Annotated in this window: 13 protein-coding genes and 1 pseudogene; 10 read left to right on the forward strand and 4 right to left on the reverse strand. The window is 70.0% G+C overall.

The window, feature by feature from the left end; translation table 11 throughout:
* The 5 genes and pseudogenes from AKJ08_RS17650 (at nucleotide 1) to AKJ08_RS17670 (ending at nucleotide 8,149) form a co-directional block, all read left to right on the forward strand.
* Nucleotides 1-4,020 (forward strand): AMP-binding protein, encoded by a 4,020-nt coding sequence (locus AKJ08_RS17650; protein ID WP_050727278.1) that lies wholly within the window; start codon nucleotides 1-3, stop codon nucleotides 4,018-4,020.
* Nucleotides 3,915-4,784: a lysophospholipid acyltransferase family protein gene (locus tag AKJ08_RS17655; protein WP_050727279.1), complete on the forward strand. Its 870-nt coding sequence runs from the start codon at nucleotides 3,915-3,917 to the stop codon at nucleotides 4,782-4,784. The genes AKJ08_RS17650 and AKJ08_RS17655 overlap by 106 nt, the downstream gene beginning before the upstream one ends.
* Nucleotides 4,781-5,896 carry an NAD-dependent epimerase/dehydratase family protein gene (locus AKJ08_RS17660; RefSeq protein WP_082343326.1) on the forward strand — a complete coding sequence of 372 codons (1,116 nt, stop codon included), beginning with the start codon at nucleotides 4,781-4,783 and terminating at the stop codon, nucleotides 5,894-5,896. The genes AKJ08_RS17655 and AKJ08_RS17660 overlap by 4 nt, the downstream gene beginning before the upstream one ends.
* A 241-nt stretch (nucleotides 5,897-6,137) precedes the next feature.
* Nucleotides 6,138-7,274 (forward strand): annotated as a pseudogene (locus tag AKJ08_RS17665) (prolyl oligopeptidase family protein); the annotation flags it as partial.
* 254 nt (nucleotides 7,275-7,528) lie between these two features.
* Nucleotides 7,529-8,149, forward strand: a complete 621-nt coding sequence (locus AKJ08_RS17670; RefSeq protein WP_240475512.1) for a prolyl oligopeptidase family serine peptidase — start codon at nucleotides 7,529-7,531, stop codon at nucleotides 8,147-8,149.
* Between the two features lie 122 nt (nucleotides 8,150-8,271).
* Here the strand turns inward: AKJ08_RS17670 and AKJ08_RS20700 are convergent, their stop codons facing one another.
* Complete coding sequence (locus tag AKJ08_RS20700; RefSeq protein ID WP_276202179.1) at nucleotides 8,272-8,400, reverse strand: hypothetical protein; 129 nt, start codon at nucleotides 8,398-8,400, stop codon at nucleotides 8,272-8,274.
* A gap of 345 nt (nucleotides 8,401-8,745) precedes the next feature.
* Between AKJ08_RS20700 and AKJ08_RS20540 the strand changes: the two genes are divergently transcribed.
* Together AKJ08_RS20540 and AKJ08_RS20545 are read left to right on the forward strand one after the other, a co-directional pair.
* The gene (locus tag AKJ08_RS20540) at nucleotides 8,746-9,132 is read left to right on the forward strand and encodes an alpha/beta fold hydrolase (protein WP_240475395.1); all 387 of its coding nucleotides are present in this window, start codon (nucleotides 8,746-8,748) and stop codon (nucleotides 9,130-9,132) included.
* A 44-nt stretch (nucleotides 9,133-9,176) separates the two neighbouring features.
* Nucleotides 9,177-9,533: an alpha/beta fold hydrolase gene (locus tag AKJ08_RS20545; RefSeq protein ID WP_240475396.1), complete on the forward strand. Its 357-nt coding sequence runs from the start codon at nucleotides 9,177-9,179 to the stop codon at nucleotides 9,531-9,533.
* 9 nt (nucleotides 9,534-9,542) lie between these two features.
* Here AKJ08_RS20545 and AKJ08_RS17680 read toward each other — a convergent pair whose 3' ends face one another.
* Nucleotides 9,543-10,262: a hypothetical protein gene (locus AKJ08_RS17680; protein WP_050727282.1), complete on the reverse strand. Its 720-nt coding sequence runs from the start codon at nucleotides 10,260-10,262 to the stop codon at nucleotides 9,543-9,545.
* A gap of 198 nt (nucleotides 10,263-10,460) precedes the next feature.
* Here AKJ08_RS17680 and AKJ08_RS20550 point away from each other — a divergent pair, with 198 nt between their 5' ends.
* The 3 genes from AKJ08_RS20550 (at nucleotide 10,461) to AKJ08_RS17695 (ending at nucleotide 14,260) form a co-directional block, all read left to right on the forward strand.
* Entirely contained in the window at nucleotides 10,461-10,907 is a 447-nt protein-coding gene (locus AKJ08_RS20550) for a hypothetical protein (RefSeq protein ID WP_050727283.1), read from the forward strand.
* Entirely contained in the window at nucleotides 10,907-13,510 is a 2,604-nt protein-coding gene (locus AKJ08_RS17690; RefSeq protein WP_240475397.1) for a helicase-related protein, read from the forward strand. Before AKJ08_RS20550 ends, AKJ08_RS17690 begins: the two co-directional genes overlap by 1 nt.
* A gap of 93 nt (nucleotides 13,511-13,603) precedes the next feature.
* Complete coding sequence (locus AKJ08_RS17695) at nucleotides 13,604-14,260, forward strand: hypothetical protein (RefSeq protein ID WP_050727285.1); 657 nt, start codon at nucleotides 13,604-13,606, stop codon at nucleotides 14,258-14,260.
* A 28-nt stretch (nucleotides 14,261-14,288) separates the two neighbouring features.
* Here AKJ08_RS17695 and AKJ08_RS17700 read toward each other — a convergent pair whose 3' ends face one another.
* Both AKJ08_RS17700 and AKJ08_RS17705 read right to left on the reverse strand, forming a co-directional pair.
* Nucleotides 14,289-14,537: a 2Fe-2S iron-sulfur cluster-binding protein gene (locus tag AKJ08_RS17700; protein WP_050727286.1), complete on the reverse strand. Its 249-nt coding sequence runs from the start codon at nucleotides 14,535-14,537 to the stop codon at nucleotides 14,289-14,291.
* 36 nt (nucleotides 14,538-14,573) lie between these two features.
* Nucleotides 14,574-14,807 carry a hypothetical protein gene (locus AKJ08_RS17705; RefSeq protein ID WP_050727287.1) on the reverse strand — a complete coding sequence of 78 codons (234 nt, stop codon included), beginning with the start codon at nucleotides 14,805-14,807 and terminating at the stop codon, nucleotides 14,574-14,576.
* Between the last annotated feature and the right edge of the window lie 9 nt (nucleotides 14,808-14,816).

The following is a 14,816-nucleotide window of genomic DNA, read 5'->3' on the forward strand; positions in this document are numbered from 1 at the left end:
ATGAGCCACGAATCGCGCAAGCATCCGACCGGATCGCCCAACGTCGTCGCCTCGCTCCCGGCGTCCCTCGCCGGTTCGTCGCCGGAGTGGGACTTCTCGGTCACCGAGGCCCTGCGCGGCAAGCGCATCCTCTTCACGGGCGCCACCGGCTTCGTGGGCAAGGTCGCGCTCTCGATGCTGCTGACGCGCTTCCCGGGCATCGGGAAGCTCTACGTCCTCGCCCGCCCCGGCGTGTCCACCGGAGCGGACGCGCGCTTCTACGGCAAGGTGATCGTCGCGCCGCCCTTCGACCCGCTGCGCGCGCAGCTCGGGCCGGACTTCGACGCCTTCGTCCGCGAGAAGTGCGAGCCGATCGCCGGCGACGTCTCGAAGAAGTGGTGCGGCTTCTCGGAGGAGCTCCTGGAGAGGCTCACCGGCCAGGTGGACGTCCTCGTGAACTCCGCGGGCCTGGTGGACTTCAACCCCACCCTCGAGTCCGGGATCAACGCGAACGCGCTGGGCGCGATCCACGTGGCGGAGACGGCAAAGCGCCTAGGCGCGAAGCTGGTGCACGTCTCCACCTGCTTCGTGGCGGGCAACGCCCCGGGGATCATCCCCGAGGACGAGGACATGCTCGGCTACTTCCCGAAGCGGGAGGAGCGGCCGGCGGAGAGCTTCGATCCCTTCGCGGAGATCGAGGACTGCCACGCGACGATCGCCCGTATCAAGGCAGAGTCGGACGACAAGGCGCTGCTCGCCGAGTTCCGCTCGAAGGCGATCGAGCGCCTCCACGAGGAGGGCCGCGACGCCAACGACGCGAAGGCGGTGCGCACGGGCGCGATGCGCGAGCGCAAGCTCTGGGCCACTGAGAAGCAGGTGCGCGCGGGCCTGGATCGCTCGCACTACTGGGGCTGGCCGAACACCTACTGCTACACGAAGAGCCTCGGCGACCAGGTGATCGACGCGATCTCGCGGCGGGACGGCCTGGATTTCACGGTAGTTCGGCCGGCGATCGTGGAGAGCGCGCTGCGCTTCCCCTTCCCCGGGTGGAACGAGGGTTTCACGACCACGGCGCCGCTGACGTTCCTGGCGCTGAAGGGCCACCGCACCTACCCGGCGAAGAAGGGCCTGGTGCTGGACGTGATCCCGGTGGATCACATCGCCGCCGGCGTGATCGCGGCGACGGCCGCGCTCCTCGTGGGGAAGGCGAAGAAGGTCTACCAGCTCGGCACGTCCGACACGAACCCGCTCCGGATGGAGCGGTCGATCGAGCTCTCGGGCCTCTACCGGCGCAGGCACTACCTCGAGAAGGCGAAGGAGGAGCACGCCTTCAAGAACGAGATCCTCGCGCGGATCGAGCCCCAGGCCGTGTCGGCCGACGTCTACAAGGCCCGCTCGGCGCCGGAGATCGCCCGCCTCACGAAGAAGCTCACGAAGGTGCTCGACGAGCTGAAGCCCTCGTGGGGCGCGCCGCGGATCAGCGCGTCGATCGAGAGGCTGCAGGACGGCCTGGAGCTCACCTCGCGCCGCGCCGAAATGGCGAGCCAGCTCTTCGAGATCTTCCTGCCCTTCGTCTGGGAGAACTCCTACACGTTCTCGACGAAGCACATGCGAGAGCTCTTCGCCCGCATGGATCCCGCCGACGTCGAGAGGATCCCCTTCGACACCGACGGTTTCGACTGGTTGCACTACTGGGTCGACATCCACATGGGCGGCCTGGCGAAGTGGGTCTACCCGAACCTCGAGGACGAGTTCGGGGTGAAGACCGGCAAGAAGGGTGTGCCGGTCTACCGCGACCTCTGGGAGCTCGTGGAGGCGCGCACCCGCCGGCATCCGGGCAAGGTGGCGATGCGCTGGCTGCGCAAGGACGGCAGCTCGGATCGCTACACCTGGGGCCAGCTCCGCGACCGCTCCGTCCGCGCCGCCTGCTACCTCGCGGCGACCGGCGTGGCCCGCGAGGATCGCGTGCTCCTCCTCTCGGAGAACCGGCCCGAGTGGGCGATGGCCTACTTCGGCGTGATCAAGGCCGGCGGCACCTCGGTTCCGGTGGATCACCAGTCGTCGCTGGAGGAGGTGCAGAACGTCGTCCGCACCTCGGGGGCGGCGGCGGTGATCGTCTCGGAGGCGGTCCGCGCGCGCCTGAAGCTCGGCGGCGAGCCCATCGAGGGCGCGAAGGTGATCGAGCTCGCGCAGCTCTTCTCCGGCGCCTATCCGGCTGCGGCGGAGGAGGTCTTCGCGCCGCGTGAGCCCGCAGACCTGGCCTCGCTGATCTTCACCAGCGGTACGACGGGTAAGCCCAAGGGCGTGATGCTCACCGGGCGCAACTTCACGTCGCTGGTCTCGAAGATCTCCGGCGTCTTCAACCTCGGCGAGCGCGACGGCCTGCTCTCTGTCCTGCCGATCCACCACACCTTCGAGTTCACGGCGGGGCTCCTCGTCCCGCTGGCCTGTGGCTCGGAGATCGCCTACGTGGAGGAGCTCACCGGCGACAGCCTCTCGGCGGCGTTCGACACCGGCCGGATCACGGCGATGGTGGGCGTGCCCGCGGTGTGGCAGCTCCTGCTGCGCCGAATCGAGGGGCAGCTCGCGGAGAAGGGCCTCCTCAAGCCGGCGAAGGCGCTCCAGGGCGCGGTGAGCCGCGCAGGCCCGAAGCGCAGCGCGGTCGCGGGCAAGGCGCTCTTCTACCCGGTGCACCGGAAGTTCGGCGGGCGCCTGCGCTTCCTGATCAGCGGCGGCTCGGCGATGCCTCCCGAGACCTACGACGCCTTCCAGGGGATGGGCTTCGAGATCTTCGAGGGCTACGGCCTCACCGAGGCGTCGCCGGTGCTCACCGTGCAGACGCCCGGTGACAACCGCGCGGGCCACGTGGGCAAGCCGCTCGCGGGCATCGAGCTCAAGATCCGGGAGCCGGACGCGGACGGCGTCGGCGAGATCGTCGCCAAGGGCCCGAGCATCATGGCGGGCTACTGGAACGATTCGGCCGCCACCGGAGCGGTGCTGAAGGAGGGCTTCCTCCACACGGGGGACCTCGGCCGCTTCGACGCCGACGGCCACCTCGTGATCGTGGGCCGGATGAAGGACGTGATCATCGACTCGAACGGGAAGAACGTCTATCCCGACGAGCTCGAGGAGCTCTACGCCGGCTCGCCGCTGGTGAAGGAGCTCTCGATCGTGGGCCTCCCCGACGGCGGCGCGGAGAAGGTCGCCTGCCTCGTGGTGCCGGCGCGTGTCGACGGCAAGAACCCGGCCGACACGAAGACCGAGATCGAAGCGCACTTCCGTGAGGTGGGCCTGCGCCTGCCGCTGTGGAAGCGCGTGAAGGTGCTGCACTTCACGGACAAGGATCTGCCCCGCACGGCCACCCGCAAGGTGAAGCGTCCGCTGGTGACGGAGCAGCTCGCGAAGCTCGAGCGCGTCGGAAGGGCCGCGAAGAAGGGCGGCGCCGCCGAGGGAGAGGCCTGGCTCTACGACCTGGTGGCGCGCGTCTGCGAGCAGCCGCGGGAGAAGGTGGTCCCCGAGGCGCGCCTCGATCAGGATCTCGGCTTCGACTCGCTGATGTTCACCGAGCTCGGCGCCGCGCTGGAAGCGGCCGGCGTCGGCCTGCCCGCTCCCGAGGAGGTGATGTCGATCTCCACGGTGGCGGAGCTCGCGCGCAAGGTGACGAGCTGGAAGCGCAGCGCGCCTGCCCGGAGCAACTCGGCCGCCTCTGCCGGAGAGTCTCGGCACGACTCACAGGCGGTGAAGTCCGCCGCGCGGACGCTCTTCGGCGCGTTCCTGGACGCGGTGCAGCCCTCGCTCGATCGCGTCCCGCTCCTCTCGTCCGCCGTGGCCCTGGCCCGGACGGAAGGGATCCAGCTCCTGGATGAGCTGGTCCCCCGGCGAGGAAGGAGAAGGCGTCGGACGCACCGCCCGAGTCGATCGAGCTCCCGGACTTCGTGGTCGCCGCCGGCAAGACGGTGCTGCGCACCGGCCAGAAGGGCCTCTACGAGCGCCTCTTCGAGACGAGGATCGTCGGCAGGGCCCACGTGCCGCAGCACGTGAACTTCCTGGTGGCGGCGAACCACGCCAGCCACCTCGACATGGGCCTGGTGAAGCACGCGCTGGGCGGGCAGGGCGACAACCTCGTAGCCCTCGCCGCCCGCGACTACTTCTTCACGAACCGGCTGCGCCGTACCTACTTCGAGAACTTCACGCAGCTCATCCCCATGAACCGCCACGGCTCGCTCCGCGAGTCGCTGGAGCTCGCCTCGAGATCGCTGCGGCAGGGCAGGAACCTGCTGATCTTCCCCGAGGGCACCCGGGCCACGGATGGGACGCTGAAGGAGTTCAAGGGCTCCCTCGGCTACCTCGCGCTCACCAACCAGGTCGGGATCCTGCCGATCTACCTGGAGGGGACGTACGACGTGCTGCCGAAGGGCGCGGTGCTCCCGAAGGGCCGTGACCTCGCCGCGCACATCGGGACGTTCATCTCCTACGAGGAGATCGCCGAGGCGGTGAAAGGCCTGCCGCGCAGCGAGCAGCACCGCGTGGTCGCGGCGATGGCGGAGGAGGCCGTCCGGAAGCTGCGTGCGCGCAGCGGCAAGGGCGGCGAGAAGGAGCAGGAAGAGACCTCGCTCCACGACGCGGGTCACGCGGAAGGCCTCGCGGAGCGAGAGCTGCGGCGACAGGCTCGCAAGATGCGGGCGGCGGCCGCTGCGGGGGACGCACCTCAGGCGGCTGCAGAGGCCGCTACTCCGGCGGCATCGACGGCGAAGACTTCGAAGCGCAAGCCGGCAGCCCGCTCGGCCCGGGAGACCGACGAATGAGCGACGCGATCCTGGTGACGGGCGGCACGGGCTTCCTCGGGGGCCACCTGGTGTCGCTCCTCGCGCGAAGGGGCGAGAAGGTCCGAGTGCTCACGCGGGCGGCCACGCCGGAGCTGCGGGCGCGGGGGATCGAGACCATCGAGGGCTCGCTCCTCGACGTGGCGACGCTCTCGCGGGCGCTCCAGGGCGTCCGGCGCGTCTACCACTGCGCCGGCCTGGTCTCGCGGGACCCCGACGTGGCGCCGGAGATGTACCGGGTGCACGTGGAAGGGACGCGCGCGCTCCTCCTCGCGGCGCGGGCCGCTGGCGTCGAGCGGGTGGTCCTCGTCTCCACCTCGGGAACGGTCGCGGTCTCCAAGGAGCCGGACGTCTCGACCGAGGAGAGCCCGTACCGCATCGAGACCGTGCGCCGCTGGCCGTACTACCTCTCGAAGATCTACCAGGAGAAGCTGGCCCTGGAGCTCGCGGCCACCGGAGGACCCGAGGTGGTGGTGATCAACCCCTCGATCCTCTTTGGCCCCGACGACGTGCGCCTCTCGTCCACCGGCGACGTGCTCCGCTTCCTCAAGGGGGAGATCCCCCTGGTCCCGTCGGGCGGGATCAACTTCGTCGACGCCCGCGACGCGGCGGCCGGCGCGATCCTCGCGATGGAGCGCGGGAAGCCCTCGGCGCGGTACCTCCTCGGCGGCCCGAACTGGACCATGGGGGAGTTCTTCGCCCGCCTCGCCAGGGTGAGCGGCGTCCGGGCGCCCACCGCCCGGATCCCCGACGGCGCGGCGCGGCTGGGTGCACGGCTCGTCCAGGGTTTCGCCCGGCTCGGCGGCGCCGACAAGCGGGCGCCGGTGGATCCGGAGAGCGTGGAGATCGCTCAGCACTACTGGTACCTGGACGCTTCGCTGGCCCGCGGCGAGCTCGGTTGGGAGCCGCGGGATCCCATGGAGACGCTGGACGACACCGTCCGCTTCCTGCGGGAGCGCTTCCTGGGCGGCGCGCCCTCGCCTGCGAAGGCGCCGTCGTTCCTCGAGACCCTGGTCACGAGGATGGGCGAGCCGGAGTCGGCCCCGGCGGAAGCGCCGAAGCCGACGCCCCGCACGCGGTCGCGCCGCCGGTAGGAGTCCGCCGGCTCCTCCTCCGTGTGTACGCTTTGCACACATTCGACGCCTGACGCTTGCGGATTTCAGAAGGGATCCGCGAAGCTCAAACGTCTGAGAGCCCGGGTGAGGGGGCGCCCGAGCGGTCATTCCATCCGGGGATGAACGAGGCAGCGCCAATTGTTGCCGCCCACCCGAGAGGAGTCCGATGAGAAATCGCTATCTTCCCGTCGTCCTGGCGCTGGCCTTCCCGGCCACCGGGATGGCCGAAGCCCCGGAGAGCCTCCACGGCTACGCCGTCTCCGACCCCTTCCGCCACCTGGAGACCGACGAAGGCGCGGCCCAGTGGATCGACCGCCAGGAGGCCCAGACCTCGGCGTACTTCGACGGCCTCGGCGGCGACGCCGCCGCGATGGCGAAGCGGCTCGACGAGCTCTCCCGGATCGGCGGCGTCAGCGGCCTCAAGATCCGGAAGGCGCGCACCTTCTACGTGAAGCGCACGGGCGACCAGGAGCAGGGCGTCCTCTACCTCCGCGACGGGAGCAAGGAGCGCAAGCTCGTGGATCCCGCGGCGCTCGACGCTTCCGGCAAGGTGGCGCTCGATTGGTACTACCCGTCGCCCTCCGGCAAGCTCGTCGCCTACGGCCTGTCCCGGGACGGCTCGGAGGAGTCGGTGCTCCACCTCCTGAAGGTGGACGACGGCAAGGCGCTCGCGGACGAGATCCCGAACACGCGGCACAGCTCGATCGCGTGGCTGCCGGACGAGTCGGGCTTCTATTACACCCGGTATCCGGAGGGTGACCGATACAACCGTCGCGCCTTCTTCCACCGCATCGGCGACGAGCCCTCGAAGGACGCCTACGTCTTCGGCAAGGAGCTGGGGAAGACGGATTGGACCTCCCTGGACATCACCGACGACGGCGCGACCGTCTTCCTCTCGGTGTCAAAGGGGTGGTCGGTCTCCGAGCTCTGGACGATGGATCGGGCGAGCGGGAAGCTCACCAAGGTCCTCGGCGCCGAGCTCGGCGCGCTCTTCGGCTCGCCCAAGCAGATCGACGGGCGGATCGTGCTCCTCACGAACCACGAGGCGCCGAGGTTCAAGCTCGTCTCCGTGGATCCGGCGAGCTCCGCTCCCGCGTCCTGGAAGACGATCGTTCCCGAGGGCGATTGGCCCCTCGATCAGATGAAGTACGTCGCCGGCAAGCTGGCGATGGTGCGACTGGTGAAAGCCGTTGCGCACCTGGAGCTCTACGAGAAGGACGGCAAGAAGCTCCAGGACGTCGCGCTCCCTGACATCGGCTCGATCGGCAGCTTCGAGGGCGAGGCGAACGGGGACCGGCTGGCCTTCACCTACGCGTCGTTCGTGCGGCCGGCGACGGCCTTCGAGATGAAGCTCTCGAACAAGAAGGTCGTGGAGCTCGCCAGCGTCGTCGCGCCGAAGATCGACGGGGTCGTGGTGGAGCAGGTCGAGTACCCGAGCTACGACGGGACCCGGGTGCCGATGTTCGTGGTCCACCGCAAGGACGTGAAGCTCGACGGATCGAACCCGACCCTCCTCACCGGCTACGGCGGCTTCAACGTCTCCTACGAGCCCGGATTCTCGCCTTCGGCCCTCTACTGGGTGGAGCGAGGGGCGTCTTCGCGGTCGCCAACATCCGCGGCGGCTCGGAGCTCGGCGAGTCGTGGCACGACGCGGGCCGGCTGGCGAACAAGCACCAGGTCTTCCGCGACTTCGAGTACGCGATGCGGCACCTCATCCGCGTCGGCTACACCCGCCCCGCGCGCCTCGCGATCACGGGCGGCTCGAACGGCGGCCTGCTCATGGGCGCGATGATGACCCAGGCCCCGGAGCTCTTCCGGGTCGCGGTCGGGAAGGTGGGCCTCTACGACATGATCCGCTTCCAGATGTTCCCGCCCGCGGAGCTCTGGGTGGACGAGTACGGTTCGTCGGAGAGCCCGGAGCAGGTCGGCTATTTGCTCGGATACTCCCCGTATCATCAGGTGATTCCGGGGGTGTCCTATCCCGCGTTCCTGGGCCTGACCGCCAAGGCGGACACCCGCGTCTCCTGGATCCACACGGCGAAGTTCGTGGCGGCCCTGCAGGGCGCGACCGCAGGGTCGGAGCCCGTCCTCTTCCACATCGAGCAGAAGGCCGGCCATGGCCAGGGCAAGGGCCGCTCGGATCGCGTGAAGGAGGACGTGATGATGTTCCGCTTCATCGAGTCCCGGCTCGGGGTCGGGAGCCCGGCGGTGAAGAACGCCGCGCAGCGGTAGCCCTTCCAGCGCGCCCAGGCGGGCGTTCGGCTCCGGCCGGGCGCCCGTAAAATGAGCCCCAAACGCAAGAAGGGACGCCATGTGGCGTCCCTTCGCGCTTTCAGCAGTGGCAGCGTGCCGCTCTAGCGGGCGCGCATGCCCTTGCGCTGCGAGATCTTGCGCTGGCGCCGGCGGCGCTTCAGGACCGCCCGCTTGGACTTGGAGCGGTTGGAGAGCTTCTTCTTGCTGCGGTTTCCGCGCTTCACGGCCATGTTCGTCTCCATGAGCGCCATCGGCGCTCAAAAACCGATTGCCCGCATGCGAGCGACGCGCGCATGCGAGGCCGACGCCTGGTCCGGCGCCCGAGGAATCGCGGGTGGATAGCAGACCGGCGGGCTCGGGTCAAAGTCCGCGACGAGGAAGCAATCGAGCGCTCGCGAGCTCGCGCGTTTACGTGGTACCGGGTCGAGAGCTTGCGAAGGATTCGCAAGCTCTCGCGAGCCGGAGGCGAGCAAAACGAAAAGGAGCGCCTCTCGCGCGTAGCGCGAGATGAAGGAATCGGTCCCGCGCTGCGGGGACGATTCCTTCACACGCTCTGCCGCAATGAAGGAAGGCACATGCTCGCAACCATGCGTCTGGGGGAAGGCCCCAGGAACATCGTCCTCGTCCACGGCTTCATGGGCTCCGGCCGCAACCTCGCCGGCCTCGCGCGGCGGTGGATGGCGGAGGATCCCTCGCTCTCGTTCCTGCTTCCGGATCTGCCGGGCCACGGGACGTCGCCCCCGCTCGCCGAAGGCGCGGACCTCTCCACCCTCGCCCGCGCCGTCCTCGACACGGCCCGGGCGAGCGGAATCGATGGTCCTCTCGAGATCGTGGGGCATTCGCTGGGGGCCGGGTCGGTCTCGCCGCTTCCCTCCTCGAGCCGGGGAGCGTCGGTACGATCGCCCTCCTGGACATCGCGCCGGGCCCGATCGCGCCCGGGACCTCGAGCGCCTCGGTACTGAGGAGGCTGGTCGAGGCTCCGGCCGTCACTGCGGATCGGGCCTCGATGCGCAACGCTCTCCTCGAGACCGGCCTCTCGCCGTCGCTCGCGGACTGGCTGCTCATGAACCTCATCCACACCGACGACGGCTACCGCTGGCGCTTCGATCGATTCGCGCTCGACCGGCTGCACAAGCGGGTGAACGCGGCCGACCTCTGGCCCGCGGTGGAGGCGGAGGACGCCCCGAGGCTCCGCTGCATCCGCGGCGCGGATTCCACCTACGTCACGGACGAGGACTTGCGGCGGATGGAGGCGGCGGGATGCCCGGTCGACACCCTCCAGGACGCCGGCCACTTCGTCCACGTGGATCAGCTCGAGGCGCTGGTCGCCGCGCTCGCAACCCGTCCGCCCGGCTGGACGTGAGCCTGGTACCTAGCGTCCCTGGGCCGCCGCAGGCGTGACCTTGGGCTTCGAAAAAGACTTCGCGATCTCGTCGTTCGCCTTGGCGAGCTGCTTCACGACGGGGTCCGGAACCTTGGGCGCCGGGATCGCGTTGACGATGGGCTTGGTGGACTTCAGGAAGGCGAAGATTGCCTTCAGGTCTTCGTCGGTGAACTGAGCCACCGTCGTCCAGGGCATCGGAGGAAGGATCGGGCGGTTGCCGGCAGCGCCCAACGAGCGCCCCGTCCGCATCGCACTTATGAACATCTGCTCGGACCAGCCGCCGATGCCGGTTTTGGGGTCGGAGGTGATGTTGGCGGAGTACACGGTTCCAAACGGGAGCTTGAAGCTGGTGAAGGTCGGCCCAATCAGCGCCATGTCGCGCTCGCCCACGGTCCCAGTTGCCTCGGGGGCGCCGCTCGGATGGCCCGACAGCGCGCGGGACATGTCGGGCACGGGCATGCCGAGCTTCTCGTCGAACTTCATCGGCGTGTGGCAGTCGTTGCAGCCGCCGGTGGCCACCAGGTAGGCGCCTCGGCGGACGAGCTCGGGATCGACCTTCTCGGCAGAAGGAGACGCCTTGCCTGACGCTAGCGCGGGCGCCGGGGCCGGGGCCGGAGCGGGCGCCGGTTTCGGCTTCTCCGCTGCGCTGGCTGCGGACGCGACGGTGATCGCGGCGATCGTCGAAAGGATGAATCGGTTATTGACCATACGTTTGTTCCTCCCCAGGCCGCGGCATCGCGCCGCAGGAATCGAAGGCTTCGCTTCGAAAAGGCCCCCAGACTGCGCCGCCGTCGGCTACGTCAGGAAGAGGAATCGGAAGGGCTTCGTGAAGGACTGTCGTATGAAGAACAGAGCGTTGACCGTCACCCGGCCAGGCTGTTAGGCGGAAATATGCACTCCGTTGGAATGAAGATCGTGCATCGGGCCCAGCCCTCCTGGGGCATTGGAGAGATCCTCCAGGTCCTCGAGGATGGCCGGTTCCTTGCCGTTCGCTTCTCGGGCCGGCAGGGGCCGCCCTGCCACGTCTCGGCGAAGGATCCGTCCGTGGTCCGGTTCCGCTACGGGCCGGGCGAGGAGGTCGTCCTCCCGGACGGCCAGCCCGCGTTCGTGATCGAGCTGCAGGAGTCCTCGATCTCGCCCCTGTATCGCTACGCGATCGAGCGTGCGGACGGGCGTCGGGAGGTCGTCTCCGAGGTGGAGCTCGTGCCGCGGCCCCCAAGGCCGGCGCGCTGGAGATCCTCGCCGGCGGCGGCGGTGGCAAGGCCTCCAGCTTCGCCCTCCGCGATCGCGCGGTGCGCCTCGACCTCGAGCGACGCGCCGATGCGCTTGGCGCCCTCGTCGGAAGCCGCGTGATGCCGAAGCCCCACCAGCTCGCGGTGGTCCAGCGGGTGCTCTCGGCTCGTTCGCCCCGGTTCGTCCTCGCGGACGAGGTGGGTCTGGGCAAGACGATCGAGGCCGGCATGGTCTACGCGGCCATGGCGCAGACGGGCCTCGCCAAGCGCGTGCTCATCGTCACGCCGGCCCATCTCTCGGTGCAGTGGCTCGCCGAGATGTATCACAAGTTTCACTCCATGTTTACGCTCCTGGACGGCGAGCGCCTCGCGAAGGAGGCCGAGGAGGATCCCCGTCCGGCGTGGTGGCGGTTCCCGAAGGTGGTCACCTCCCTCGAGCTCCTCGCCCGGAGCGAAGAGCACCGCGAGGCGATCGGCGATCCCGCTGGGCGCTGGGATCTCGTGATCTTCGACGAGGCCCACCACCTCACCTCGCCCAAGGCGTACGAGGCCGCGGAGGCGGCGGCGGACAACACCCACGGCCTGCTCCTGCTCACGGCGACGCCGCTCCAGCTCGACCCCCTCGAGCACTTCAAGCTGCTCTCCCTCGTGGATCCGGCGACGCCGGAGAGCTTCGAGGAGTTCGAGGCGCGGCTCGAGCGTCAGGGTGATCTATCCGAGAGGCTGCGCGAGCTGCTGAAGGCGAAGGAGCCGAAGGCGGCGGCCCGGGCGGCCAAGGCGATCACGAAGATCCTCCCGGAGGACGACGCCCTCATCGAAGGGGCGAGCGCGATCGCCGACGGCGAGGAAGGGGCGTCGGAGCGCTTCGTCTCCCACCTCGCCGAGGCATATTCGATCTCGTCGCGGCTGATCCGCAACCGGCGCGCGATGGTGGGCGGCCTCGCGCCCCGCCGCCTGGTGCGGCACGACGTGAAGCTCTCTGCCGACGAGCTCGCCTTCCGCACGGCGGTGAACGAAAAGCTGGCCGCCGGCGAGCTGAAGGCCTCCGGCGCCGCGCTCGCGTCGCTCCTCAAGCGCCTCGACTCCTCGCCTCGGGCCGCAGCCGCCGCGCTGACCGCCCAGAAGCTGCCGGAGCTGGCGGAGCAGGCGAAGGGCCTCGAGGGGCCGTCCCGGGACGCCAAGGCGAAGGCGCTGCTCGACCTGGTGAAGAAGGTCCGCAAGGACGAGGCCGGAGCCAAGCTCCTCGTCTTCGCGGAGGCGCGGGAGACGATGGAGTACGTGCGCGACGTCCTCGCCCGCGGCGGGATCGCGGCCGGCGTCTACCACGGCGATCTCCCGCAGCTCGAGCGCGACCGGCAGGTGGCGCGCTTCCGGGATCCCGAGGGACCGCCCGTGCTCGTCTCCACCGAGGTGGGCGGCGAGGGCCGCAACTTCCAGTTCTGCCACCACCTGGTGAACTTCGACCTCGCGTGGAGCCCCGCGGCGATCGAGCAGCGGATCGGCCGCCTCGATCGAATCGGCCAGAACCACGAGGTGCGGATCCACTGTTTCCGAGTCGAAGGCACCGTGGGTGCGAAGGTCTTCGACCTAATGGCGGACGCGGTGCGGGTCTTCGACGAGACCGTCGGCGGCCTGGATCCGGTGCTCGAGAGGGTGGAGTCCGAGGTGGCCCGCCAGGTGGCGACGGCGAAGGACCTCGACGAGTACCAGGCGAAGCTCGCGAAGCGGGTGGCGCAGGCGCGCGAAGAGGTGCGCCGCGCGTACGACCCGCTCCTCGACGCCCGCTCCTTCGACAAGGACTCGGTGCGGAAGCTGGTGGATCGCGCCTCGGCGCGCCTCGGCCTCGACTCCCTCGACGGCGAGGAGCTCGAGGAGTCGCTGTGGCGCGTGGCCCGAGAGCTCGACGAGCGCCTCGAGGAGACGGTGATCGATCTCGCCCGCAAGGTCGGGATCCACGCCGACTGCGAGGAGCACGTCGACGCCTTCCAGTGCAGCTTCAAGATCGGCAGCGAGCTCGCGGTGGACGCGCTCCCGGGCTTCGAGCTCGAGGAGGACCAGGCGGTCCTCGGCAGCTTCTGGCGCGACACGGCGGTGGTCGAGGAGGAGAACGACTACTTCGCCACGGGGCATCCGCTGGTGGAGGCGCTCTTCGCCTGGATCCGCGACGGCGAGGAGGGGCGCGCTTCCTGGCTGCTTTCGGACGCGATGCGGCCGGCCACCTTCGGATTTGCGTTCACCTTCCTGCCGGCCTTCCCCGAGGCCGAGGATCTCGCGGCGGGCTCGAAGGTCCCGTCGCGCCAGGCCGCGCGCTACCTCCACAAGCAGCGCTTCCCGGTGGCGGTGGAGCTGGCCCGCGGCAGCGACAGGCCGAGGGTGCGGGACGAGCTCCTCGAGGCGCTGGAGGATCCGGACGGCGCGCCGGCGCCGCGGGGCTCGAGCGGAAACGTCCTGTCGGCGGCGGTGTCGGCGGCCTTCGCCGCGGCGAAGGAGGAGGCCGAGGCGAGGCTCGCGGTCGAGAAGGCGGCGGCCATCGCGCGCCTCGAGGCGGATCGCGACGCGGCCATCGGCAGGCTCGAGCTCGCGGCTCGCCGTGCGGACGATCTGGAGCTCCACGCGCTACGGGCGGAGGCACGGCGGATCTCCGAGTCGCTGGACACGGCGCGGAGGGCCCTCGAGGCGATCCGCCTCGACCTCGACCAGGCGGCGGGGCTCCTGCCCCGCTGAAGCGTCGCCTCCGGGGCGATAGGGGCGATGTCGGACCCCTCGGTTAGTCTCCTGAACGGTCGTGCAGCTGTCACGCACGTTCAGGAGGCTGCGATGCGCTACGGATTCTTCTTTGGGGTCGGCGGCGAGCTCTCCGCTCTCGGCGGGGTGCTCGAGCTCCTCGCCGATTGCGATCGGATCATCTCCCTCGGCGATCTCGTCGGTGGCTCGCTCGAGGGCGACCGGGCCTGCTGGGAGCGCTTCGCGAGCGGCGGCGATCGCTGCCTGACCCTGGCCGGCGCTGGGGAGAAGCGCCGCGCGCGCGATCCCTCTCTCGACCCCGCATTCCGGCACGAGCTTCGCGGGCTCTCCGGCGCCACCCTGGAAGGCGGCGTCGCCGTCCTCGGAAGCTTCTCCGTGCAGAACGCCCGATTCGCCGACGACGGCCCCCGGCTCGTCGCTCCGCTCGCGGTGGTGGGGCATGGCGGGCCGTCCCGTCTCTGGCGCTCGGCGGGTGGGCTCGCCCGGGTGGAGGAGATCGGCGCTGGCGCCTACGTGCGGCTCCGCCAGGATCGCCTGCGGCTGGAGCTCGGGCGGGCGCGGCAGGAGGATGGTCGTCTGCGCGTCGCGGTGATCGACGACGCTACCGGCCACCTCGAGCTTCGCGAGAGCCGTGCGCCGTCGATGGAGCGGCAGGCGGAGGTCCTCGCGCCGAAGCGGCGGCTCAGGAGGAGGAAGGTCGATCCGCGCCAGTACCTCCTGGCGGTCTAGATGCGGGGCATCGAGTCGCCGACCCGTCCTACAGGTCGACCGTGTAGCGGCCTCCGCCCACGGCGAGGATCACCGGGCCCTTGTCGGCGATCGTCGCGAGGCAGGAGATTCGGGATCGAGGCGAGCAGCGCTCGCGCTCCAGGAGCTCGCGCTCCTCGTCGGTCGGTGGCGCCAGCCGCTCCGAACCCGAGAGGATCTCCACCGAGCACCTCCCGCAGACGCCTTCTCCGCGGCAGGGGTAGCCGATCCGGATCCCGGCTCGGCGCGCCTTGGCCAACAGCGTGCTCCTACGCATCGTCCGTCGCCGCCCGGGTCATTCGTCGCCGAGCTGCTCGAAGCGCTCGACCGCCTTGTCGCCGGCCCGCTCTGCGGCCTCCTTGGCCTTCTGCATCATGCGGCCGGGCGCGCCGCCGATCTTCTCGGTCGTCTCGTTGCGGTCCGGACAGCCCGAGAGGACGAAGGAGGCGAGGGCGGCCAGGAAGACGAGCGTGCGTACGCGCCGGATGGATGCTGGCAGGCGGAGTCTTTCGGGCGAGGCGGGGGACATAGGCGATTC

Source organism: Vulgatibacter incomptus, from assembly GCF_001263175.1.
Classification (GTDB): domain Bacteria; phylum Myxococcota; class Myxococcia; order Myxococcales; family Vulgatibacteraceae; genus Vulgatibacter; species Vulgatibacter incomptus.

Excerpts from the sequence above, each read along its gene's own strand:
- AKJ08_RS20550 (WP_050727283.1), top strand. The coding sequence starts at position 10,461 with ATGAAGATCGTGCATCGGGCCCAGCCCTCCTGGGGCATTGGAGAGATC.
- AKJ08_RS17660 (WP_082343326.1), top strand. The coding sequence starts at position 4,781 with ATGAGCGACGCGATCCTGGTGACGGGCGGCACGGGCTTCCTCGGGGGC.
- AKJ08_RS17680 (WP_050727282.1), bottom strand. The coding sequence starts at position 10,262 with ATGGTCAATAACCGATTCATCCTTTCGACGATCGCCGCGATCACCGTC.
- AKJ08_RS17705 (WP_050727287.1), bottom strand. The coding sequence starts at position 14,807 with ATGTCCCCCGCCTCGCCCGAAAGACTCCGCCTGCCAGCATCCATCCGG.
- AKJ08_RS20700 (WP_276202179.1), bottom strand. The coding sequence starts at position 8,400 with ATGGCCGTGAAGCGCGGAAACCGCAGCAAGAAGAAGCTCTCCAACCGC.
- AKJ08_RS17690 (WP_240475397.1), top strand. The coding sequence starts at position 10,907 with ATGCCGAAGCCCCACCAGCTCGCGGTGGTCCAGCGGGTGCTCTCGGCT.
- AKJ08_RS20540 (WP_240475395.1), top strand. The coding sequence starts at position 8,746 with ATGCTCGCAACCATGCGTCTGGGGGAAGGCCCCAGGAACATCGTCCTC.
- AKJ08_RS17695 (WP_050727285.1), top strand. The coding sequence starts at position 13,604 with ATGCGCTACGGATTCTTCTTTGGGGTCGGCGGCGAGCTCTCCGCTCTC.
- AKJ08_RS17650 (WP_050727278.1), top strand. The coding sequence starts at position 1 with ATGAGCCACGAATCGCGCAAGCATCCGACCGGATCGCCCAACGTCGTC.
- AKJ08_RS20545 (WP_240475396.1), top strand. The coding sequence starts at position 9,177 with ATGCGCAACGCTCTCCTCGAGACCGGCCTCTCGCCGTCGCTCGCGGAC.